Genomic DNA, 22,364 nt, shown 5'->3' with positions numbered 1-22,364 from the left:
AAGGGAGGCAGTTTTGTAGACGCGGCCGTTCGATCACAAAAAAACGGAATAATGGCAAGGACGCATGACTAAAAAGGTTTTAAGCATTTTCGGAACTCGCCCCGAAGCGATCAAGATGGCTCCAGTGGTGAAGGCGCTTGATGCTCATAATGCAATCGATAGTCGAGTCTGTGTAACAGCGCAGCATAGAGAAATGCTGGATCAGGTGCTTTCTCTTTTCGAGATTTGCCCAGATCATGATTTAAATGTTATGGCGCCTGAACAGGATCTCTATGATGTAACAGCCAAAATTATGTTGGGTCTTCGTTCAGTATTACGTGAAGAAAAACCTGATGTAGTGCTGGTCCATGGTGATACGGCGACTACGTTCGCCGCATCATTGGCAGCGTTTTACGAACAAATACCGGTTGGGCATGTGGAGGCAGGTCTGCGTACGGGCAATATTTACTCCCCGTGGCCGGAAGAGGCTAATCGTAAGCTGACAGGGGTGCTCGCTAATTACCATTTTGCTCCCACAGATACATCGCTGCAGTCGCTGTTGAAGGAGAATATCAAAGAAACCGATATTCATGTCACGGGCAACACAGTGATTGATGCTTTGCTTATGGTCCGTGACAAAATAGATAGTGATGCCAATTTGAAAAACGAGCTTGAATCCAGGCTGCCCTATGGTATCGAACGACGGATGGTCTTGGTTACAGGGCACCGTAGAGAAAGTTTCGGGGGTGGCTTCGAACGTATCTGTAGCGCATTGGCAGAACTTGCGAAAACTTACCCTGACGTAGATATCGTTTATCCGGTGCATTTAAACCCAAACGTACAGGAACCAGTCAATCGTATCCTTGCTGGACTGGGGAATGTGCATTTGATCCCTCCACAGGATTATTTGCCTTTTGTTTCCTTGATGAGCCGGGCTCATATCATTCTTACTGACTCCGGTGGTATTCAGGAAGAAGCGCCATCTCTGGGTAAGCCTGTGCTGGTAATGCGTGATACCACTGAGCGACCGGAAGCCGTCGAGGCGGGCACGGTTAAACTGGTTGGAACGGAAATAGTCAACATCGTTGATGCAGTAAGCACTCTGCTAGATAGCGCTGATGCATGGAAAGCCATGAGTCGGGCACATAATCCCTATGGTGACGGCAACTCATCAGCTCGTATTGCCGAAATTTTGGTTGTCTGAGGAGCCGTAATTAACGGTTCGGTGCAATAGCTACAAGTTTAAGGTGAAGTGAAAATGGAATACGAAACGGTATGTGTCGTTGGTTTGGGGTATATAGGTTTACCTACCGCAGCGGCTTTTGCCGGGCGACGAAAAAAAGTCATCGGTGTAGATGTCAACCAGCATGCTGTTGATACCATCAATCGTGGTGAGATTCATATTGTTGAACCGGAACTTGATATCGCTGTGCATGCAGCAGTCAAGGAAGGCTATCTTCGTGCAGCAACACGACCAGAGCCGGCGGACGCGTTTCTTGTAGCAGTACCTACGCCCTTCAAAAAAGGGCAGGAAAAGGGCTCTATCCCGACCCCTGATCTTAGTTATATTCAGGCCGCAGCTGATTCAATTGGGCCTGTGCTAAAGAAAGGTGACCTGGTGATTCTTGAGTCTACCTCACCCGTTGGTGCAACAGAACAAATGGCTGCCTGGTTAGCCGATTCACGTCCCGATCTTACTTTTCCCCAGCATGCATCAGAAGATTCCGATATTCGTATTGCCCATTGCCCTGAACGCGTACTACCCGGTCATATCATGCATGAATTGATCGAGAATGATCGTGTTATCGGGGGCATGACAACAAAATGTGCTGAAGCGGCTTGTGAGCTTTATAAGACTTTTGTGCGTGGAGAGTGCCTTCTCACAACTGCGCGAACTGCGGAGATGGCCAAGCTCACAGAGAACGCTTTCAGGGATGTGAATATTGCGTTTGCCAACGAGCTGTCCATCATTTGTGACAAGGTGGATATTAACGTGTGGGAACTTATCCGCCTTGCCAATCGCCACCCGCGTGTCAATATTCTTCAACCTGGGCCAGGTGTGGGTGGGCACTGTATCGCTGTTGATCCATGGTTCATTGTTAGCGAGACTCCGGAAGAAGCGCGTCTGACTCGTACTGCACGCGAGGTAAATGACGGCAAGCCAGAGTGGGTAATAAACAAGATAAAACTGGCGGTGGCTGATTTCCTGCAGGCCAATCCGGATAAAACAGTGAAGGATGTTTCCATCGCATGTTATGGCATTGCTTTTAAACCTGATATTGATGATTTGCGGGAAAGCCCGGCTCTTCAGATTGTTGAAAGTATTATGAATAACCATGTTGGTGATGTGCTAGTTATAGAGCCTAATGTTCAGAAACTGCCAGGGCTGTTGAGCAAAGCCGAAAAGGTAAGCTATGAAAGCGGTTGGGATGCTGCTGATATTCACGTGATGTTAGTGGACCATAAAGATTTTAAAAAAACTGATTTAAAATTCAGAAACGATAAGAAGTATATAGATCTTCGTGGTGTCTGGTGATTTCTTTTTAAGGCGCTGAGTGGCAATGTTGGGGTGTTTGTGCCACGTAAAGTATGGATGGGCGAGAAATTGGATGTGGCTGGTCTGATTAATGAGTAAGAAGTCTATATATAGAAAGGTTTTTGATTTTTCGAGTGGGGGCATCCTTGCGGTGCTTGTGAATGCTCTTGCCTACCCAATCCTCACACATTTTTATACGCCTGAAGAATATGGGGATTATGGTCTTTTTTTATTTTTCTCCGGAGTATTTTCTGCGGTCGCCTCGTTGAAGTTTGAGCTTGTGGTGCCTATTCAAAGAGATGATGGGGCTCTTTCAGAGGTGCTTACAGCTGCAGCTTATAATGTCCTGCTTGTAAGTGTGCTAAGTTTTGCAGTGAGTTTGGCCTATTACTGGTTCGAAGAGAGAGTGTTAAGTGTATTCGTAGTCTCAGCTGTTGTTCTGTATGGATGGTTTACCATAACCGGTGGGGTCCTTGTCTATTTTCATTCAAATAAAGCCGCTGGAAGCCTTTTGTTTGTTCAGGCGCTGATCGCAGTTGTAGTGCAAATTGCTTTTTCAGATACAAAGTTTGGGTGGTATGGGCTTGTTATTGGATACCTTGCGTCAATGGTTGTGTCGTCGTTTTTTGGGTTGCTATGTATATGGAAAGTTGGCAAGGGGAAGGTCTGTTTTTCTTTTTTGAGTAAAAATAGATACATTGAAATATTGAGTGAAAATAAAAATAGATGGAGGGCTAACGTCGTACAGACATTAATGAATGCGGTTTCTCTTAATGTCTTAGCTCACGGGTGCCTCTTTCTTGGGGGAAAAGAAGCCGTAGGCTTCTTTTCGTTTGCACAAAAAATACTCACAATTCCAGTAAGAGTGGTAGGAAATGCTGTTCGTCAGGTAATGCTTAGAGAGTATTCTATTACTGGTATGACTAAATCTACTGTTAAGTCCATGAGTAAATTAACGGGGGTTTTGGCTCTAGTGTCGACAGCTATTTTTACAGTTGTTGGGCTCGCTTTGCCTTTTCTGGTTGATATCTTTTTGGATCAGAAATGGGCACAAATAAATTCTTTTATATGGCCTATATCAATTTGGTTGGCATGTACTATTGTATATGTTCCTGCGATCAGCGCACTTAATGTGGTTGGGAACAATTGGCCACATACAATTTATGAGTTTGGCAATCTTGTTATGAGGGGGGGGGTGATTTTTGCGTGTTTTTATGCTGGGCTTGATGCGGTTGACTATATTTTTGTGACATCAGTTTTTTCTTCAGCTTTGATTGTTTTCTTTATTTTTTGGGTGCGCATGCAACTTTTGAAAACGGTGCAAAATGGATAAAGCGAATTTAAATATTGCAAAATTATCCCCGATATATGGAAATAATATCGGGGATATAATGATATCTAAATGTATAGAGTATATGGCTGAGAGGGAAGGAGTGGCCATAAAGACATATGATATTCTCTTGAGGGAGCCTTGCTCTTATTCCCAAAAGAAAAAAACGGTTGCATTAAGGGTTCATGTTTCTGCTTTTCTTCAGTTTTACATTCCCGGCTTGTTCTCTTTGATAAAAAAAATAATTTACAGTATCAAAAGAGATGGCAGAAGGTATGAAGAAATTACCTCTGGATATGATGCTGTTATTGTTGGTGGCGGAAATATTATTATGGATAAAATGGGGAGTGATTATATCTGTCGGGTCGATAGTATATGCCGCCAGTCGAAGTCCCCTGTATATATCTATGCTGCTGGCGCGGGGCCGATAAATAATGAGAAGGCTGCGAAGAGGATTAAGGAACATGCAAGCTTTGTGTCAGTCCGTGATTCTGGTTCGCAGTTTTTGATGGGAAAAGATGGTGTGCATCTTAATTATGATCCCGCATTTGTAATTTCAGATATTACTAGCATAGAAAGAAAAGGAGGGGTTTTAGGTGTTAACGTTATATCAGGGTGTTTTTCTCGGAATGATTTAGAGTGTTTGGCTGCTGATGTGGCTAGTTATGCTTCGGAAAATAAGTTTTCAGTCAGAATAATTGTTACGGCATACCCAAACGACTTGATTGAATCTGAAGCGCTGGCTGCCAATATTGCAGCTCTCAACGACAGGTTGTTTGTTGAGATTATGAAAACAACCCCCGATATAGAAAGTATATCTAAAGCATATGCAGATCTTGATTTTTTTGTAGGCTGCAGAATGCATAGTTTGATTTTTTCTTTGTCACATGCAGTTCCGTCTATAGGTTATGAGTGGGACCCTAAGGTACAAGGGATGTTTAAAATGTTTTTTGGGGATTTTTACGCTACCTCAATGTTGTATAGACCGGGCGGCGGGATTTCAAACAAACCATTTTTAGGTATTGACATTGAGTCTCATGCAAGCAGGGTGAAAAAAGAGGTTTATTCTCAGTTCGGGCAGTTGATAAAGTTGATCAAAGAAAATGAAAAATGAAGTCGTAGTGGTAGGTGCCATACCTCGACCAATTGGAGGCGTCTCCGAATTTGTCTATCGTTTGGTTTGTAGAGATGGAGGTGAGGTTATTTCTAGGGTCATAGACCCGTACTTTTCGGATAGTAAAAAAAAGCTGCCGGAGGGCGTTGTGCACTCTGTTGGGCCTAAAGGTAAATTGAGGTTTGCTTGGTTGTGGTTGGTGCTGGCATTTTCTAGTGCCAGAGTAATGCATATTAATTTCTCCAGTGCATTTTCTGTTTTGTTGCTTTTTGTTTTTCCAAAACGAAGAAGGGCGAAGTGGATTCTTACGTTGCATAATGGGAATTTAAGGAAGGTTTGGATTTTACCGTTATGGGTTCATCGCATTGCGTTTAGACGGTTTGATTTATGTATAAGCTTGTCCGAGAGCCAGTATGATTTCTATCGCAAGTTGGGTGTTGATAAAAGTAAAATTCGAAATGGCAGTAGTTATATATTTTTTAGGGAGAGCGCTGAAATTGATCAAGCTGTTTATGATGAATGGAAGGGGAAAGCTGAAGCGTTCAAAGTAAACTATATTGCATCCGGCTATGCGACCTCAATATACAATCATGATTGGTCTCTAGAGAAATTATCTAAATCGAAGAATTGTTTTTTGGCTCTCTTTTTGTATGGCGACAGCGATAAGTCTGTTATGGATGATATCAATAAATATTCTGGCTTTGAGAATATTAAGATTTTCTTTGGCGTTGATGGCGCCACTTTTAACCGTATCCTTTCTGAGGCTGATGTTTATCTTCGCCCTAACAGCGTAGACAGCTTTGGGATTGCTGTTGCTGATGCGGTTAATTATGGGGTGAAGGTTATTGCAAGTGATGTATGCAAGAGATATCCGGGAGCTCAAACATTTCGAGGGAAAGAGCAGTTCTTTCATTATGTTGACGTGTTTAATAACTCATTTTCAAATGAAAAAAATAATATTGGATGTGAAGATTTGAATGAAAAAAAAGATTCATTTGGTTTTTATATGGATATATACCTGGAGTGCAAAGGAGAAGGTTAAGGGTGAAGGAGTTGGTAGGGTGGGCTTTGGCCGCCCGGTTTTTCATATTGCATGGTTGTTGTCTTTTTGACGTCGTTCCTATTAATAATTGTGTGCTGGGCTAGACGCGCTGCTAAGAGGGATTAATGGAAGCATACTATTATTTTTGTCTGCTCGTCACTATGTCGGCAATGTTTCTTCGAAGCTGGCTCTTGCTTTTAGTTGTGGCAGTTGGCCTTTCATGGTTTTTGTTGATTTTGCCAAGTACAGGCATGGATTATGATTACTATAAAGATGCGTATGATAATGCCTTTGGGCTTGCTTCTTTCCCCTGGTTTGATACTCAGGCCATTATTACTGCTGAGCCTTTGTATCTTTGGTACTCGTCGTTTTTTTCTGTTGTAACGGGAGCTCCATTTCAATTTTTCCTGGCCCTGAATTTTTTGATTTGTTTCTTTTTTTCTGTGCTCTCGTTTAGGGAGAATAGATTGTTAAAGCTGGATCTTGCATGGGTTGCTTTTCTGCCAGTTATTGCTCCTACCCTTTTTTATTTCTCACCTAGATCTTCGCTGTCTTTTTTTATGTTGATGTTTGGTTTTTTTTTATTGGTTAAAGGGCGTTTTTGGGTGGCCTTGCCTGTAATTGTGTTTTCTATGATGTTTCATTCGCAGTATATATTGATTGGTTTTTTTATTATTTTTTCCTATTTAATTTTTGAGGTGTCTCCGAGGCTAAAAATAAAGAAAAGCTATATTGCTGTGTTGGTTGTTACAGGTATGGCGATTTTCCTTTTGGGGGCTAATTATTTAGTGGGTTTTCTTGCCTCTTTCTTTTCTGTTGTGCCCAATTCTGATGTGGCGGTTGGGAAACTAAGTCAGTTGGAGAATGTTAGAGAGGGTTATAGGGTTACGGCGATGTTGTCTGTGCTGGTTTACCCTGCATTGCTTTTCTTTGTATGGCGCAGGGCTAAAAGTAAAGAGTTGGTTTTTTATAATGATGACGTGGTAAATAGACGCTGGATGTTCATGATTGCTATGGCGGTTGTTTTTGGTGCGATGGTGAATTTGGTGTTTTTCAATGCAAGCCATCTTTCAGGTCGTTTGGGGCGATTTTCTGATTATTTCTCAATGGCAGTTCTAGTGCCTTTGTCTCTTCGTTTGATTGGGGGGAGACTTGCAGTGTCTGGAGCTCTTCTTATTCTTGTTATAATGGCTCCATTTATGTATTCAACGGTTTATAATATCTAGCTGCTTTTTTTGGGGGCAAGGTGGCTCCTTTTTACAGTAGGGCTTTTTTGTTAAGTCACGTGTAAGTCAACCAAAGATCAAGGCGTTTATTTTCATGAAACAAATTTTGCAAGATATGGCCAAAGGTGGCACCACCATTACCGAGGCGCCTGCCCCGCAAGTCAGCCGTCAGCATTTGGTTGTTTCGACAACGACTTCACTGATCTCCGCTGGTACTGAGCGTATGTTGGTGGATTTTGGCCGTGCATCTTATTTGGATAAGGCGCGCCAACAACCAGAAAAAGTCAAAATGGTACTGGAGAAAATTCAGACCGATGGGCTGATGACCACGATTGATGCAGTTCAATCTAAACTTGGGCAACCATTGCCACTCGGTTACTGCAATGTGGGTGTGATTTCGGGCATTGGGCAAGGCGTAGAGGGTTTTAAAAAAGGAGATCGTGTGGTTTCCAATGGCCCTCATGCCGATGTGGTGCGGGTCAGCAAGAATCTTTGCGCGCGGATTCCTGATGAGGTTAGCGATGAGGCGGCTTCCTTTACGGTTGTGGCTAGTATTGGCTTGCAGGGCATTCGCCTTGCCCAGCCTACGCTGGGCGAGGCCTTTGTGGTCACCGGGGTAGGATTGATCGGTTTGCTGACGGTGCAGTTGCTGCGTGCGCAGGGTTGCCGGGTTCTGGCGATTGATTTTGATGATAGCAAGCTGGCTATTGCTGAACGTCTTGGTGCCGAAATTTGTAATCCCGCTAATGGGCAGGATCCGGTTGCTGCCGGGATGGCGTTTAGTCGTGGTAATGGCGTTGATGGCGTTATCATTACCGCTTCAACGAAAGCCAGTGATCCTGTTATCCAGGCTGCTCGGATGAGTCGCAAGCGTGGTCGGATCGTTTTGGTGGGCGTAACTGGCCTGGAGCTTAATCGCGCAGATTTTTATGAGAAGGAGCTGTCCTTTCAGGTGTCTTGTTCTTATGGACCTGGTCGTTATGATCCGTGCTATGAAGAGCAGGGGCAGGATTATCCGCTAGGGTTTGTGCGTTGGACTCAGCAGCGTAATTTTGAGGCGGTGCTGGATATGATGGCAAGCGGTCAGCTGGATGTAGCTCCGCTAATTACCCACCGTATTGACTTTGAGCAGGCGGAAAAGGCATACGATTTACTGACTACAGACAAGTCTGCGCTGGGTATTATTCTGGCCTATTCCAGTGAGCCGGAAGCTCGGCATATTCGTTCTGTAGCCTTGTCTGCGCCAGTATCCGCCGACCCTGCCAAACCTGTTGTGGGCTTTGTTGGCGCGGGTAACTATGCATCACGGATGCTGATTCCTGCTTTCAAGGAAGCAGGTGCGCAGCTACATACGATTGCCACCTCCGGCGGTATCAATGGTGTGGTGCACGGTGACAAGGCTGGTTTTGCTGAAGCCACAACCGACACCCAAGCGATGATCGAGAATCCTGCGATCAATACCGTTGCTATTGTTACCCGGCATAACTCACATGCCCGTTTTGTGGCATCTGCCCTGTCTGCAGGCAAGCATGTGTTTGTTGAAAAGCCGTTGGCCGTGACCCGTGAGGACTTAGCCGATGTGAAGGCCGCGTATCAGGAAAAAGGCGCTCATGCCCCCTTGCTGATGGTGGGCTTTAATCGTCGTTTTTCCCCTCAAGTACAGAAGATGAAGGCATTATTGGATCAAGTTTCGGAACCCAAGTCTTTCATTATGACCATGAATGCCGGGGCAATACCGGCGGACCATTGGACCCAGAACAATGAGGTTGGCGGTGGTCGTATCATCGGTGAGGCCTGCCACTTTATTGATCTAATGCGCTTTCTTGCAGGGGCTGAAGTAGTGTCTGTGCAGGCTCGTAGAATGGGTGAGGCGCGGGGCGTACCGGTCACTGAGGACAAAGCAGCGATCACCTTGGGTTTTGCTGACGGTTCTTTCGGTACGGTTCATTACTTGGCCAATGGTCCCGCGAGCTTCCCGAAAGAGCGGGTCGAGGTATTCGCCGCTGGCCGGGTGCTCCAGCTGGACAATTTCCGGAAGTTACGGGGTTATGGTTGGTCGGGGTTCAAGAAAATGAATCTTTGGCGACAAGATAAAGGTCAGTCGGCCTGCGCCGCTGCGTTCCTGTCTGCAATCGAAACGGGTGGCTCTTCACCGATCCCGGCCGGCGAGCTGTTTGAAATTGCTTCTGTGACTCTTGATGCGGTTGAGCAGCTGCGTAGCCAATGAGTCCTTTAGTAGTAAAAGCTATTACGGCTTGGCAGCTGGGTGTGGTAAGCATCGGCCGCGCTTTATGGTATCGGCTGGGAGTTAAGTTTGGCTGGAATCCGGTAAAAAAACTAGTTGAGTTACCTCCGGTCGGTCCCTTCTACTCTGCTTGCAAGGCGCCTTTGACTGATTGTTCTCGTGGCCTCAATGGGGTTGTGGGCTATGAACCAATGGCATTTGGCCTTAAAGCACAGTTCGCTTTTGAGCGTGGATTCCCTCTTTGGCATCAAAGTGTACTGACCGGTGTTGAGACAGGAAATGAACCTTGGTGGGTATTGCCTGACTTTATAGAAGGGCTGGGAGATATAAAAGGAGTATGGGAAGCATCCCGTTTTGATTGGGTTCTGGCTTTCGTCAAGCAGATATCAACAGGTGATAAGGGGGCCATCGCTCGCCTGAACAGCTGGTTAGCTGACTGGATTGACAAGAATCCTCCATATATGGGGGCTAACTGGAAATGCGGCCAAGAAGCTTCAATTCGTGTAATGCACCTTGCCATGGCTGCCCAAATTGTGGATCAGGTGACGGGGCCGTCTCAGGGGCTGTTGGATTTAATCCGTATTCATCTGCGGCGTATCGCGCCGACCATTCAGTATGCGATTGCCCAGGATAACAATCATGGTACGTCAGAAGCCGCCGCTCTTTTTATAGGCGGGAGTTGGTTGGCGCAGGAAGCCAATGATCAGCAGTTAGCGCGTGATGCGAAGCGTTGGATGGAGCAAGGACGTAAATGGTTGGAAAATCGTGCACGTAGATTGATAGAGCCCGATGGAAGCTTTAGTCAATACTCTTTGAATTATCATAGGGTAATGCTTGATACCTATGCGATGGCTGAGCTTTGGCGCAGGCAGCTTGGGTTGCCACCTTTCAGTCAAGTTCTAATCACCCGTTTGCAGGGCGCGACTGCTTGGCTAGGAAATATGGTTTCACCAGACGGCACTGATACACCGAATTTGGGCGCAAATGATGGAGCTAGGTTGTTGCCTTTGGCCGATTCGGATTACCGTGATGTGCGGCCATCGGTACAGCTTGCTTCTGTATTGTTCTCAGGTGTCCGCGCTTTTGAGGAGGATGGAAGCTGGAATCAACCGTTACAGTGGTTGAAGGTTTCTCCTCCTGGCATCACCCGTAATTATTCGTGTTCTCGTCAATATGATAATGGCGGCTTTGCTGTTCTTCGTGGTGGCGCCGCTATGCTGCTTTTCCGTTACCCCCGTTTTCGCTTTCGGCCTGGTCAGTCTGACTTGTTGCATGTCGATTTCTGGTTGGGAGAGGCGAATCTATTACGGGATGCCGGTTCATACAGCTATAACTGTGAAGAGCCTTGGCAAAGCTATTTCCCCAGCTCCGCAGCACACAACACCGTTCAGTTTGATGGTCGCGATGCGATGCCTCGCCTTAGCCGTTTTTTATTTGGTGCTTGGCCCAAGGCGTATAATGTTAAGCGGCTTGCTGTGGCAGAGACAAAGCGGACAGTTTCTGCAGGTTATTGCGACTGGAAAGGCGCTAGTCACCACCGTGCAATCGTTTTAACTGAAAATGGATTTAGCGTTACAGACGAGGTAGGCGGTTTTAAAAAGTCTGCGGTGTTGCGTTGGCGCCTTGTACCCGGTGAGTGGTGTTGGGATGGCGACTGGCTTGTCGGCAGTGGTGTGAGATTGCGTGTAACTGGTACGCAGTCACTCAAACGCTGCGAATTGGTAGAGGGCTGGGAGTCCCGTTATTACTCGCGGAAAACACCGTTGCCTGTGTTGGAAATTGAAGTAGAAGAGGCCGGAAGGCTGACAACGGAATTGAGATACTGATATGCGCGTTTTGTATTTTCATCAGCATTTTTCTACGCCCAAGGGGGCAACGGGCATTCGCTCTTATGAAATGGCGCGACGCCTGGTTTCCCAAGGTCATGAAGTCACTATGGTGTGTGGCTCTTATGGCGGTGGTAATACTGGCTTGGCAGGTGATTTTAGCCGTGGTCGCCGTGAGGGTAAGGTTGATGGCATTGAGGTGATTGAGTTTGATCTTGCTTATTCCAATGCGGATGGTTTTATCAAACGAAGTTTGCTGTTTCTTTTATTTGCGCTACGTAGTGTTGGGGTGGCACTGACTCACCAATATGATGTGCTTTTTGCCACAACGACCCCATTAACGGCGGGGATTCCCGGTATTTTTTCCCGTTGGTTGCGTGGAAAGCCGTTTGTGTTCGAAGTCCGGGATTTGTGGCCGGAGTTGCCTCGTGAGATGGGAGTGATTACTAATCCCGTGGTGTTGTGGGCGATGGGGGTACTGGAGTGGGTGAGCTATCGCTCTGCTCACCGAGTGGTTGGACTTTCGCCAGGTATTGTTCAAGGCATTGAACGCTGTGGTGTTCCCAGTGACCGGATCGCTTTGGTGCCGAACGGTTGTGACTTTTCGATCTTTGAGCAAGAAGTGGAGACTTGGCGCCCAGAAGGTGTCGAAAAGGGTGATCTCTTGGCGATTTTTACAGGAACCCATGGGATGGCAAACGGCCTGGATTCGGTGCTCGATGCTGCGAATCTGCTCAAGGAGTGTGGCCGCAACGATATCAAAATTGCGCTGGTTGGTGATGGTAAGTTCAAGCCTCAGCTACAGGCCCGCGCAAGAGAGCAGGGGCTGGATAATGTGGTTTTTCATGACCCGGTCAATAAACAACGTCTTGCGGGGCTGATGAAGGCTGCTGATCTGGGGATACAGTCGCTCGCCAATGTGCCTGCCTTTTACTTTGGTACTTCGCCAAATAAGTTTTTTGACTATATATCCGCCGGTTTGCCTGTGTTGAATAACTACCCCGGTTGGTTGGCCGGTATGATCAAAGAAAACGGGTGTGGCTTTGCTGTGGAGCCTGATTCGCCTGAGCAGTTTGCTGATGCACTTGAGGCTGCTGCGTCGGATCGTGCGGCTTTGAAAGGGATGGGGGCGGCGGCAAGCGAGTTGGCACATCGTGATTTTGATCGCGATAATCTTGGTCGTAAGTTTGTAGAAGTCTTGGTTGAAACCGCCTCTTTGCCTGTTGTTGCACCAATGAAACGTGCTATGGATATTCTTGGTGCTGCATGCGGCTTGATTTTGCTGGCTCCTGTGATCCTGTTGCTTGCTTTCCTGGTCCGTCGAATACATGGCGTTCCTGTTTGTTTTCGGCAGAAGCGTCCGGGAAAGGCTGGTCAGCCGTTCGAGATGATCAAGTTTCGCACCATGACGGATGCTCGAGATGGGGAGGGAGAGCTCTTGCCTGACGCTGAACGTTTGACTTCGTTTGGCCAGTTCCTACGCTCCACTAGTCTGGATGAGTTGCCTGAACTGTGGAATGTTTTAAAGGGCGATATGAGTTTGGTTGGGCCTCGCCCTTTGTTGATGGAATATCTTCCTCTTTATTCTGAATGTCAGGCTCGTCGCCATGATGTCAGACCGGGCATTACTGGCTGGGCACAGGTTAATGGCCGCAATGCTTTATCCTGGGAAGAAAAATTTGAGCTGGATGTGTGGTATGTGGAAAACCGCACTCTATGGCTTGATATCAAAGTCCTGTTTCTGACAATTTGGCAAGTGGTGAAGCGTGATGGTATTAGCCAGGATGGCGAGGCAACCATGTCCAAGTTCACTGGTGGCAACAAGTGAATAAACGGTTGGGAGTGATCGGCGCGGGGGGGCACGGTAAGGTCGTGGCGGATGTTGCGGAGCGCTCTGGTTGGACCCAAGTGATTTTCTTTGATGCCCGTTTTACTTCGGATGACAGCGACCATGCTTACTGGCCTCTTGTTGCTGCCCCTGAAGATACGGCAACTTATGAGTGTGACGGCTATTTTGTTGCTATTGGGAATAGCCGAATGCGCCAGCAATGGTGTGAGTGGCTGCAGGATAACGGCTTGCCGCTGGTTTCCCTTGTAGATCCTTCTGCTGTGGTTAGTGACTACGCTACGCTTGCTCCTGGAGTGTTAATCGCGGCTGGCGCCGTGGTGAACGTGGATAGCTGCATTTCCCTTGGCGCGATCGTGAATACCCGCGCGAGTGTGGATCACGATTGCCATATCGGTGCCTACTCTCATATCTGTCCTGCAGCGTCGCTTGCCGGAACGGTTAAGGTTGGTGCTCACAGCTGGTTGGGTATTGGCAGCCAGATAAAGCAAGGCATTTGCATCGGTGACGATGTCATTGTTGGAGCGGGTGCGACTGTGATCACCGATATCAGCGACAATTTGACGGTTGTGGGTACGCCTGCCCGTCCTCTTTAATGTTTTTCGAGGTTACTCATGCTTAACGGCCCTTTTTCTCCTTGGCCTTCCTTTACTAAACAGGAAGCCGATGCAGTGTCTCGCGTGTTGCTTTCCAATAAGGTCAATTACTGGACCGGACAGGAAGGCCGGGAATTCGAGAAGGAATTTGCGACGTTCGCGAGCTCTGACTACGCCATTGCCGTGGGGAATGGCACCTTGGCGCTGGATCTTGCTCTTAAAGGCTTGGGTATTGGTGCCGGTGATGAGGTGGTTGTGACGCCGCGTACCTTTTTGGCGTCGGCAACGGCGGTCATTAACGCAGGTGCGACCCCGGTGTTTGCGGATGTGGATCCGGAAACCCAGAACATTACCCCCGAGACGGTTGCCGCTGTGGTGACGTCGAAAACCCGGGCAATCGTGTGCGTGCACCTGGCGGGATGGCCCTGTGACATGGACGGCATGATGGCATTGGCTGAGAAACTGGGGCTGTTCGTGATTGAGGACTGCGCTCAGGCTCACGGTGCCACCTATAAAGGCAAGCCAGTGGGAGCCCTGGGACATGTGGGTTGTTGGTCGTTTTGTCAGGACAAGATTATGTCCACCGGTGGTGAAGGTGGCATGGTTACGGTGAATGACCGTGATTTGTGGTCCAGCATGTGGAGCTTCAAAGACCATGGTAAAAGTTGGGAGGCGGTGTATGAGCGTCAGCATCCGCCAGGCTTCCGTTGGCTGCATGAGTCGGTGGGCACTAACTGGCGGCTGACGGAAATGCAGTCCGCGATTGGCCGTATTCAGCTACAGCGCATGCCCGAATGGGCCGCCGCGCGTCAGGCCAATTGCAGGGCAATTTGGGAAACAGCGACATCATTGCCGGGGTTGCGCGTGCCGGTGGTACCTGAAGGTATTGGCCATGCGGGATACAAGTGTTATGTGTTCGTGGATGAGGCTGTTGTTACTGAGCCCGTTGTAGATGTGCGTGACCGGATTATGAATGCGATGGTCACGGAAGGGGTTCCGTGTTTTTCAGGGTCTTGTTCCGAGGTGTATTTAGAAAAGGCATTTACGGACCTTGGGCTGGGGCCGCAAGAGCGGTTGCCCGTTGCCAGGGCGTTGGGTGAGAGTTCGTTGATGTTTTTGGTTCACCCGACGTTGACCGCGGCCGAGATTGATAAGACTTGTGAGGTGTTGCGCAAGGTGATGGGTTCGGATGTCGGGTTACGGCCTTCGGCCTAACTCGACCTACGGGCGACTTTGCAACAAATTGAAAAAAATGTGTGATTGCGGGTGATTATCACGGACCTCAGTATCCGTTTGTCGCTTAATTGTCACCGTTCATGACTAGATTGCCTCGAAATTAGTGCTTTTTACCCGTTGGATATCCTGAGTAACGGCTTATAATGCTCCCCCGGCTAAACAGTGTGATGAAAGTCACAATCTTATGGCTAAGAGGGACTTTGCCGTGTTAGTCGGCCCTGTGGTCGCATGGATGGACCTGTTATGACGAACAAGTATCTCTATTCTCCTGTACACCGGATGGTGTCGCTGTCTCGCACCGCCAAGCGGTTGGTCATGCTCAGCGCGGATGCCTTGGCGGCACCGTTGCTGCTTTGGTTGGCCTATGGGCTGCGCCTGAATACGGCAACTCCTGAGGTTGCAGACTTGTGGCTGCTGGTTGCCGCACCGCTGGTGTTGTTGCCTGCGCTGTACGTCTTGGGTTTCTACCGTTCTATTGTCCGTTACCTTGGTGCCGAGGTGGCGTGGTCCATTCTCGCTGGGGTGACGCTCTCAGTGGTGTTGCTGGCTGCGGCCTCTTATATGGCCTCGGCCTCCACGCCGCGATCGGTCTTTATCATTTTCTGGGCGGTGCTGGTGCTGTATCTGGGCGGCAGTCGTTTCATGATGCGCCGTTTCCTTTACCACGTACTGGGTAACCGTATTGACCGCGAAGCCGTTGCGGTTTTTGGTGCCGGTGGTGCCGGCGCGCAGCTGGTATCGGGGCTGCTGTCCACCGCTGAATTGCACCCGCTAATGATTGTGGACGATGCGGTCGGCAAGCAAGGCACGCTACTTTGTGGTGTGCCGGTGGTGGGTCGCCGAGCCTTGGAAAAGGCCGTGGAACGTGGCGCGATTCGCACTGTGCTGCTGGCGCTGCCATCCGAGAGCCGTGCCACGAGAATGGCGGTGGTGCGCTGGCTGGAAACGCTGAATGTGCATGTGCAGACGGTGCCGTCGTTTGCCGATATTGCCAGCGGCAAGGCACGCCTGGAGGAAATCAAGGAAGTTGCCATTGAGGACTTGTTGGGCCGGGATGCCGTACCGCCCCGCGCTGACTTGCTGACACGCTGTATCAGTGGCAAGCATGTGCTGGTGACCGGTGCGGGTGGTTCCATTGGCAGCGAGTTGTGCCGGCAAATTCTCAAGTTGAGCCCTTCCAAGTTACTGTTGCTGGACCAAAGTGAATTCGGTCTGTATGCCATCGAGAAGGAGTTGCGGGCGTTTGCAGGCAATAGAAGCAAAGACATTGAAATTGAGGCAGTGCTCGGTTCGGTGGTCAATCGTGGCTTGATGGAACGGCTGTGCCGTGAGCATCGGGTAGATACGGTCTATCATGCGGCCGCCTATAAGCATGTGCCGATTGTTGAGGCCAACCCTTCTGCTGGCGTGCGTAATAACATTCTGGGGACGCTGGAAGCAGCATTGGGGGCGGAAGCCGCCCATGTGAAGCACTTTATTCTGGTGTCTACCGACAAGGCGGTGCGGCCCACCAATGTGATGGGGGCCACCAAGCGTTTTGCCGAGCTGGTACTCCAGGCCATTGCCGCGCGGGGCTCGGAGACGGTGTTCTCCATGGTGCGTTTTGGCAATGTGCTGGGCTCGTCCGGCTCGGTGGTGCCTCTATTCCGTGACCAGATTCAGAAGGGCGGGCCGGTGACGGTGACCCACCCGGATGTGATTCGCTATTTCATGACCATTCCGGAGGCCTCCCAGCTGGTGATCCAGGCGGGTGCCATGGCCCAGGGCGGTGAAGTCTTCGTGCTGGATATGGGCGAGCCGGTGCGTATTGTGGATCTGGCCCGTACCATGGTGCATTTGATGGGTATGTCCGTGCGGGACGAGCAGAATCCTGACGGAGACATTGCCATCGCGTTTTCCGGGCTGCGACCGGGTGAGAAGCTCTATGAAGAGCTGCTGATCGGTGATTGCAGTACGCGCACCGAGCACGAGATGATTATGCAGGCCCATGAAGAAAAGCTGGAATGGGATGAGATCTATTTTGCGCTGGAGGCCTTCCGCAAGGCGTTGACCCGCGCTGATCAGGACGCCCTGCGTGCCTTGCTGCGCAGCTATGTGAATGGCTACGAGCCAGGTGGCCTGGACATCGAAGCGCCCCAGAGTATGCCAAGCCGTGAGGCGCCGGCTCTGGTGGCGAAAACCGCCAGCGCGGTGGAATAGTCTGCCCTGAGTGTCGGATTACGCCTTTCTGGCTAATTCGACCTACAAACCCCGAGCTTGAAGCTGTCGCCGTTGTTTTGTCTGTCAGTGTGTAGGTCGAATTAGGCTTGGCCGTAATCCGACATTGTTGGCTGAGGCGTTGGTTTTTTGCTTATGTCATATTTGACTAAGCCCTCCCTTTTTATATTCCCTTTGCCCTGTAAAATGCTCTTTTGCTGCGTGGGTTGTCGCGTGGCGTCCGGGCTTGTGTGGTTTACCGAATGACCGTGGAAATACTGATAACACTGCTGATCGTACTGGCTGTGCTAGGGGCGCTGGCCAGCAACCGTGTGCCTGCAGATATGACCATGATGGCGGCGCTGGTACTCGTGTTGGTCACGGGCATCATTTCCCCGGGCGAAGCGCTGTCCGGGTTTGCCAACCCCGGCTTGATGACCATCGCGGCGCTGTATGTGGTGGCGGCGGCTTTGCGGGATACGGGGGCTATTTACTGGGTGGCACATCGGTTGCTGGGACAACCCAAGTCCGTACTCTCCAGCCAGTTCCGTTTGATCGCGCCAGCATCGATTTTGAGTGCGTTCCTCAATAACACCACCGTTGTGGCCATGATGATTCCTGCGGTGCAGGAATGGGCGCAACGCTTACGGTTGTCTGCCTCCAAACTGCTGTTACCGCTGAGTTATGCGGCGATTCTCGGCGGCACCTGTACGCTTATCGGCACGAGCACCAATCTGGTGGTGGACGGTTTGGTACAGGAAAAAGGGTTGCCGGCCTTTGGCATTTTCGATGTGGCCTGGGTCGGTGTGCCGGTGTTGCTCGGCGGTGCGGCCTTTATGTTGTTGATCAGCCGCTTTTTGCTGCCGAACCGGGCCAGTATGGCGTCGCAGTGGGAAGATGCCCGTGAGTACCACGTGGAGATGCTGGTCGCGAAAGGCAGCCCTCTGGCAGGGCGCACCATTCAGGATGCCGGGCTGCGGAACCTGACCTATGGTTTCCTGACCGACATTCAGCGTGATGAGCGACTGTTCACGGCGGTTGGTCCGGAAATGACGTTGCAGGAAGGGGACTTGCTGGCGTTTGTCGGAGTGCCGGAGTGCGCGCGGGAGCTACAACGTATTAACGGCTTGCAGGCTGCCCATGGTGGGGCCCACAAGCTAGGCCTGAATAATCACCAGCGCCATCTTGTGGAAGTGGTGCTGAGCCCGGAGTTCCCCGGCATTGGCCGTTCCGTGAAGGAAACCGGATTCCGGACCCGTTACCAGGCAGCGATTTTGAGTATCAGCCGCAATGGTAAGCGTGTGCCCGGCAAGGTGGGCGAGCAGTGTTTGAAGGTGGGGGATACCTTGTTGCTGGAAACCAGCCAGCAGTTTGTGGAGCAGTATCAGTATCGTCGTGACTTCATGCTGGTGAGCCCGTTGAAAGATTCCACTCCCCCTGACTTTCGCCGGGCGCCGGTGGCCGTTGCGGTGCTGGTGGCGATGGTGATGGCGAATGTGTTGGGGCTGGCCTCGACTCTGGAGGCGGCCATGTTTGCGGCCGGTCTGATGATCGCGCTGCGCTGTGTGACCGTGAACCGCTCGCGGATGAACGTGAGTGTGAACCTGCCGGTGCTGGTGGTGATCGGCGCCTCTTTTGCGCTGGGTAAAGCCATGGAGTCCAGTGGTGCGGCGGCCTGGATTGTGGAGCAGGTGATTCCGGAGGGGGGCTTGTCGCCTTTTATGGCGCTGGTGATCATTTACCTGCTCACGGCCGTGTTTACCGAAATGATCACCAACAATGCCGCCGCCGTGCTGGTGTTTCCCATCGCCATCGGTGTTGCTGAGCAGCTGGGTGTTAGCCCCATGCCCTTTATTGTTGCCGTCATGTTCGCCGCCTCTGCCAGCTTCATGACCCCGCTGGGCTACCAGACTAACCTGATGGTCATGGGCCCTGGCGGCTACACGTTCCGGGATTACCTGAAGATCGGGTTTCCGATGAGTGTGGTGGTGGCGGTGATTAGCCTTAGCGTTATTCCGATGGTTTGGGGGTTTTAAAGAGAGTTTCGAGGTTCGAGTAGCGAGTTTCGAAAGGCAAAAATCAAAACGGGACAAGGATGTTCCGGTAGGAGCAAGGATGCAGTTTGAAGAAATGGAAGTATGGCGTCGATCTACGTCGCTATGTATTCAAATGTATCGGCATTTTCGTGGGTGTCGTGATTTTGGCTTCAAGGACCAGATAACAAGGTCTGCCCTGTCTGTGCCCAGCAATATTGCAGAGGGCTATGAACGGCTATCCCTCAAAGATAGAGGGAGGTTCTGGAGTTATGCAAAAGGTTCGGTCGGCGAACTACGAACCCAGATACATATTGGAACTGAGATTGATTACATCAATGAAGACATTGCAGGCCAATGGCTTTCAGAGACGGATCAACTTTCCAGAATGCTTGGTGCGCTTATTCATGGCATCCGGCGGCAATTGGATGAGTGTTGAAGTTGCTTTTCGTAACTCGCGGCTCGTAACTCGCAACTTGAAACTGAGGAATATCGCATGTCTGAAAAGTCCCCGTACCAGGAAAAAGCAAACGAATCCAAAGCCCATGTGGTTTGGCATGAGTCTAATGTGTCCAAGGCGGATCGTGCCAAGGTTAAGAGTCAAAAGCCAAAGTGCATCTGGCTGACGGGTTTGTCCGGTTCCGGTAAATCCACACTGGCGAATGCGCTGGAAGTGGCGCTGACCGAGCAGGGCCGACACACCTACCTGTTGGATGGCGACAATGTGCGTCACGGTCTGAACAAGAACCTGGGTATGAGCGATGAAGACCGTACTGAGAACATCCGCCGGGTGTCTGAAGTGGCGAAGCTGATGGTGGATGCTGGCCTTATTGTTGTCACCGCCTTTATCAGCCCGTTCCGTGCGGACCGTGATGCCGCGCGCGAGTTGTTCGAAGAGGGCGAGTTCGTAGAAGTGTTTGTGGACGCGCCACTGGAAGAGTGCGAGAAGCGCGACCCCAAAGGCCTGTACCAGAAAGCACGCCAGGGCATTATCAAGGAATTCACCGGTATCGATAGCCCTTACGAAGCCCCGGCCAAGCCGGAGCTGGTGGTGAATACCGCTGAAAACGATATCGAAGCCTGTGTGAAGCAGCTGATCGCTGCGATCGTTTAAGGTGGATGTTGGCTAAGCAGTATGTCGGATTACGCCTTTCAGGCTAATTCGACCTACAAAATTGCGCCTTTCAGGCTGATTTGGCCTACAAACTACGTGCCGCTGATTTGGCGTAGGTCAGATTAGGAGTAGCCGTAATCCGACACAATGTAGTGATTGGATTTTGTCCTCAGGCCAAGGATGGTCTGCCTCTCACCCCTTTCAGGAAACGACCAGGATCATCTCCATAAGCCGCGCCTGAGCGGGTTCCCTCGTAGTTACCGCACGGCGCGGGGCGCGGCTTGACCGGTGCTGCCCATGAGTGGGTGGTGAGCGATAGAGTTGCGGTGCTCATTGATTACGGCTTGTTCCAGGAGCGCGGTCATTCAACACTGGTGAGCATGGGGTATACGGTAATTCGGCCATCGCTATGTCGGTCCTCGACAGCAATCCGCACATCCACATAACCAAATGCATCGGCCAGTTGCCGGGCGTGCTCCCAGCTGTTGGCTGGGTAGGGGCTGGAGGTAAGCTCAACCGTGTCCCCAGTGCTGAAGGTATGGCGGAAACTGGCGCGGTAAAATGGCATAGTGAGCATACCTGTTGTGGTTCTTGTGGTGATGGCAGTGCCGGAGTGTTGAATTCCTCTGCCGTTCAGCTAGACACCCTACGTGGTTGAAGGGTGCGGGTGAGTCATCCAGAAGCCACTTTTTGAGTAAGACAAGTCTGAGGCGAGGGCTGAAGGCTCGGAGGCAAAACGATGAAAAGCATTCTGGTAACGGGCGGCGCGGGATACATCGGTTCTCATACCGTTTTGTTGTTGCTGGAAGCCGGGCACCGAGTGGTGGTGCTGGATAATCTGAGTAACAGCAGTCGCGAGAGTCTGAATCGTGTTGAGCGGCTAGTGGGCAAGTCCGTGGAATTTGTGGAAGGTGATATTCGTGATGCAAATTGTCTGGATGCCCTGTTCTCAGACTATGACATCGCGGCAGTCATCCATTTTGCGGGCCTTAAGGCGGTGGGAGAGTCTGTCGCCATGCCGCTCACTTATTACGATTGCAATGTAACGGGTAGCCTCCGGTTACTGGAAGCGATGGAGCGTGCAGGCGTGCACACCATGGTGTTCAGCTCTTCTGCGACGGTTTATGGCGATCCGGCAATGGTGCCGATTCGGGAGGACTTTCCCCTCAGCAGCACCAACCCCTACGGTGCGAGCAAGCTGCATATTGAAGATATGTTGCGTGACCTTTACCGGAGTAACGAAAAATGGAAGTTGGCGTTGCTTCGTTATTTCAACCCTGTGGGGGCCCATGAGAGTGGCCAGATTGGCGAGGACCCGGCGGGTATTCCCAATAACCTTATGCCCTATATCGCCCAGGTGGCGGTGGGTAAGCGTGAAAAGCTGGGCGTCTTTGGTGGGGATTATCCCACCCCGGACGGAACCGGAGTCAGAGACTATATTCATGTTATGGATCTGGCCCAGGGGCATTTGGCTGCGCTGAATGCGCTGGAAACGAATGGCGGCCTGTTAACGGTGAACCTGGGAACCGGCCGTGGATACAGCGTGCTGGAAATGGTCGCGGCATTTTCACAAGCATCTGGCCAGCCAGTGCCTTATGAAATAGTGGAGCGTCGCCCCGGGGACGTGGCTAGTTGCTATGCAGATCCTGCCCATGCCCATGCTGTGCTGGGCTGGGAGGCGCAGCGAGGCATTGAGCAAATGTGTGAGGACCATTGGCGCTGGCAGAAACAAAATCCGGAAGGGTTCTAGGGAAAGACGAGCGAGCAATCATAAGACAAAGAAAAGCCCGGTATCGAAATATGCCGGGCTTTTCTTGTTTGGCTCTGCCTGCTGGGCTCGGACTAGGCAAAGCCGAAGGGTTTGCCAATGATTAACCGTTGACCGCAGGGCAACCAATCATTGGACAAAGAAAAAGGGCTTACCCGATGGATAAGCCCTTTTCTTGTTTGGCTCCGCCTGCTGGGCTCGAACCAGCGACCCAATGATTAACAGTCATTTGCTCTACCAACTGAGCTAAGGCGGAATGTCTTGAGGCGCGTATATT

Annotated in this window: 17 protein-coding genes and 1 tRNA gene; 16 read left to right on the top strand and 2 right to left on the bottom strand. The window is 50.3% G+C overall.

The features are described 5' to 3' along the window. The first annotated feature begins 64 nt into the window (after nt 1-64). The 15 genes from wecB to cysC all read left to right on the top strand — a co-directional run bounded on the left by wecB (nt 65) and on the right by cysC (nt 20,319). Nucleotides 65-1,183: a non-hydrolyzing UDP-N-acetylglucosamine 2-epimerase gene (gene wecB / locus CL546_RS02380; RefSeq protein ID WP_290492827.1), complete on the top strand. Its 1,119-nt coding sequence runs from the start codon at nt 65-67 to the stop codon at nt 1,181-1,183. A 54-nt stretch (nt 1,184-1,237) separates the two neighbouring features. Further along, complete coding sequence (wecC, locus tag CL546_RS02375) at nt 1,238-2,515, top strand: UDP-N-acetyl-D-mannosamine dehydrogenase (protein WP_290492826.1); 1,278 nt, start codon at nt 1,238-1,240, stop codon at nt 2,513-2,515. Between the two features lie 91 nt (nt 2,516-2,606). Beyond that, nucleotides 2,607-3,848, top strand: coding sequence for a lipopolysaccharide biosynthesis protein (locus tag CL546_RS02370; RefSeq protein WP_290492824.1), 1,242 nt, complete (start codon nt 2,607-2,609; stop codon nt 3,846-3,848). Continuing rightward, complete coding sequence (locus CL546_RS02365) at nt 3,841-4,959, top strand: polysaccharide pyruvyl transferase family protein (protein ID WP_290492823.1); 1,119 nt, start codon at nt 3,841-3,843, stop codon at nt 4,957-4,959. The genes CL546_RS02370 and CL546_RS02365 overlap by 8 nt, the downstream gene beginning before the upstream one ends. Beyond that, nucleotides 4,949-6,001 (top strand): glycosyltransferase family protein, encoded by a 1,053-nt coding sequence (locus CL546_RS02360; RefSeq protein ID WP_290492822.1) that lies wholly within the window; start codon nt 4,949-4,951, stop codon nt 5,999-6,001. The genes CL546_RS02365 and CL546_RS02360 overlap by 11 nt, the downstream gene beginning before the upstream one ends. Before the next feature lie 125 nt (nt 6,002-6,126). Continuing rightward, nucleotides 6,127-7,227 carry an EpsG family protein gene (locus CL546_RS02355; RefSeq protein WP_290492821.1) on the top strand — a complete coding sequence of 367 codons (1,101 nt, stop codon included), beginning with the start codon at nt 6,127-6,129 and terminating at the stop codon, nt 7,225-7,227. 94 nt (nt 7,228-7,321) lie between these two features. After that, the gene (locus CL546_RS02350) at nt 7,322-9,454 is read left to right on the top strand and encodes a bi-domain-containing oxidoreductase (protein WP_290492820.1); all 2,133 of its coding nucleotides are present in this window, start codon (nt 7,322-7,324) and stop codon (nt 9,452-9,454) included. Beyond that, nucleotides 9,451-11,298: an alginate lyase family protein gene (locus CL546_RS02345; RefSeq protein ID WP_290492819.1), complete on the top strand. Its 1,848-nt coding sequence runs from the start codon at nt 9,451-9,453 to the stop codon at nt 11,296-11,298. The genes CL546_RS02350 and CL546_RS02345 overlap by 4 nt, the downstream gene beginning before the upstream one ends. Before the next feature lies 1 nt (nt 11,299). Further along, entirely contained in the window at nt 11,300-13,126 is a 1,827-nt protein-coding gene (locus CL546_RS02340) for a sugar transferase (protein ID WP_290492817.1), read from the top strand. Beyond that, nucleotides 13,123-13,740 (top strand): acetyltransferase, encoded by a 618-nt coding sequence (locus CL546_RS02335; protein WP_290492815.1) that lies wholly within the window; start codon nt 13,123-13,125, stop codon nt 13,738-13,740. The genes CL546_RS02340 and CL546_RS02335 overlap by 4 nt, the downstream gene beginning before the upstream one ends. Nucleotides 13,741-13,758: 18 nt before the next feature. Continuing rightward, complete coding sequence (locus CL546_RS02330; protein WP_290492813.1) at nt 13,759-14,955, top strand: DegT/DnrJ/EryC1/StrS family aminotransferase; 1,197 nt, start codon at nt 13,759-13,761, stop codon at nt 14,953-14,955. Between the two features lie 300 nt (nt 14,956-15,255). Next, nucleotides 15,256-17,175 carry a polysaccharide biosynthesis protein gene (locus CL546_RS02325; protein ID WP_463671028.1) on the top strand — a complete coding sequence of 640 codons (1,920 nt, stop codon included), beginning with the start codon at nt 15,256-15,258 and terminating at the stop codon, nt 17,173-17,175. Between the two features lie 260 nt (nt 17,176-17,435). After that, nucleotides 17,436-19,208, top strand: coding sequence for an SLC13 family permease (locus tag CL546_RS02320; RefSeq protein ID WP_290492810.1), 1,773 nt, complete (start codon nt 17,436-17,438; stop codon nt 19,206-19,208). 79 nt (nt 19,209-19,287) lie between these two features. Then, the gene (locus CL546_RS02315; RefSeq protein ID WP_290492808.1) at nt 19,288-19,644 is read left to right on the top strand and encodes a four helix bundle protein; all 357 of its coding nucleotides are present in this window, start codon (nt 19,288-19,290) and stop codon (nt 19,642-19,644) included. A 57-nt stretch (nt 19,645-19,701) separates the two neighbouring features. Beyond that, nucleotides 19,702-20,319 carry an adenylyl-sulfate kinase gene (gene cysC / locus CL546_RS02310; protein WP_290492806.1) on the top strand — a complete coding sequence of 206 codons (618 nt, stop codon included), beginning with the start codon at nt 19,702-19,704 and terminating at the stop codon, nt 20,317-20,319. A 361-nt stretch (nt 20,320-20,680) separates the two neighbouring features. Here cysC and CL546_RS02305 read toward each other — a convergent pair whose 3' ends face one another. After that, nucleotides 20,681-20,887, bottom strand: a complete 207-nt coding sequence (locus CL546_RS02305) for a hypothetical protein (protein ID WP_156790442.1) — start codon at nt 20,885-20,887, stop codon at nt 20,681-20,683. A 171-nt stretch (nt 20,888-21,058) separates the two neighbouring features. Here CL546_RS02305 and galE point away from each other — a divergent pair, with 171 nt between their 5' ends. Then, a complete protein-coding gene (gene galE / locus CL546_RS02300; protein WP_290492804.1) occupies nt 21,059-22,069 on the top strand; it encodes a UDP-glucose 4-epimerase GalE in 1,011 nt (336 codons plus the stop codon). Nucleotides 22,070-22,267: 198 nt separating this feature from the next. On the opposite strand, the gene CL546_RS02295 is transcribed toward galE, so the two are convergent. After that, nucleotides 22,268-22,343, bottom strand: a tRNA-Asn gene (locus CL546_RS02295). Nucleotides 22,344-22,364: the final 21 nt, after the last annotated feature.

Origin of the sequence: Alcanivorax sp., assembly GCF_002726155.1 — a bacterium.
In the GTDB taxonomy this organism is placed as follows: Bacteria; Pseudomonadota; Gammaproteobacteria; order Pseudomonadales; family Alcanivoracaceae; genus Alcanivorax.
The sequence above is the reverse complement of the archived record's forward strand: the minus strand, read 5'-3'. Positions and strand labels throughout refer to the sequence as shown.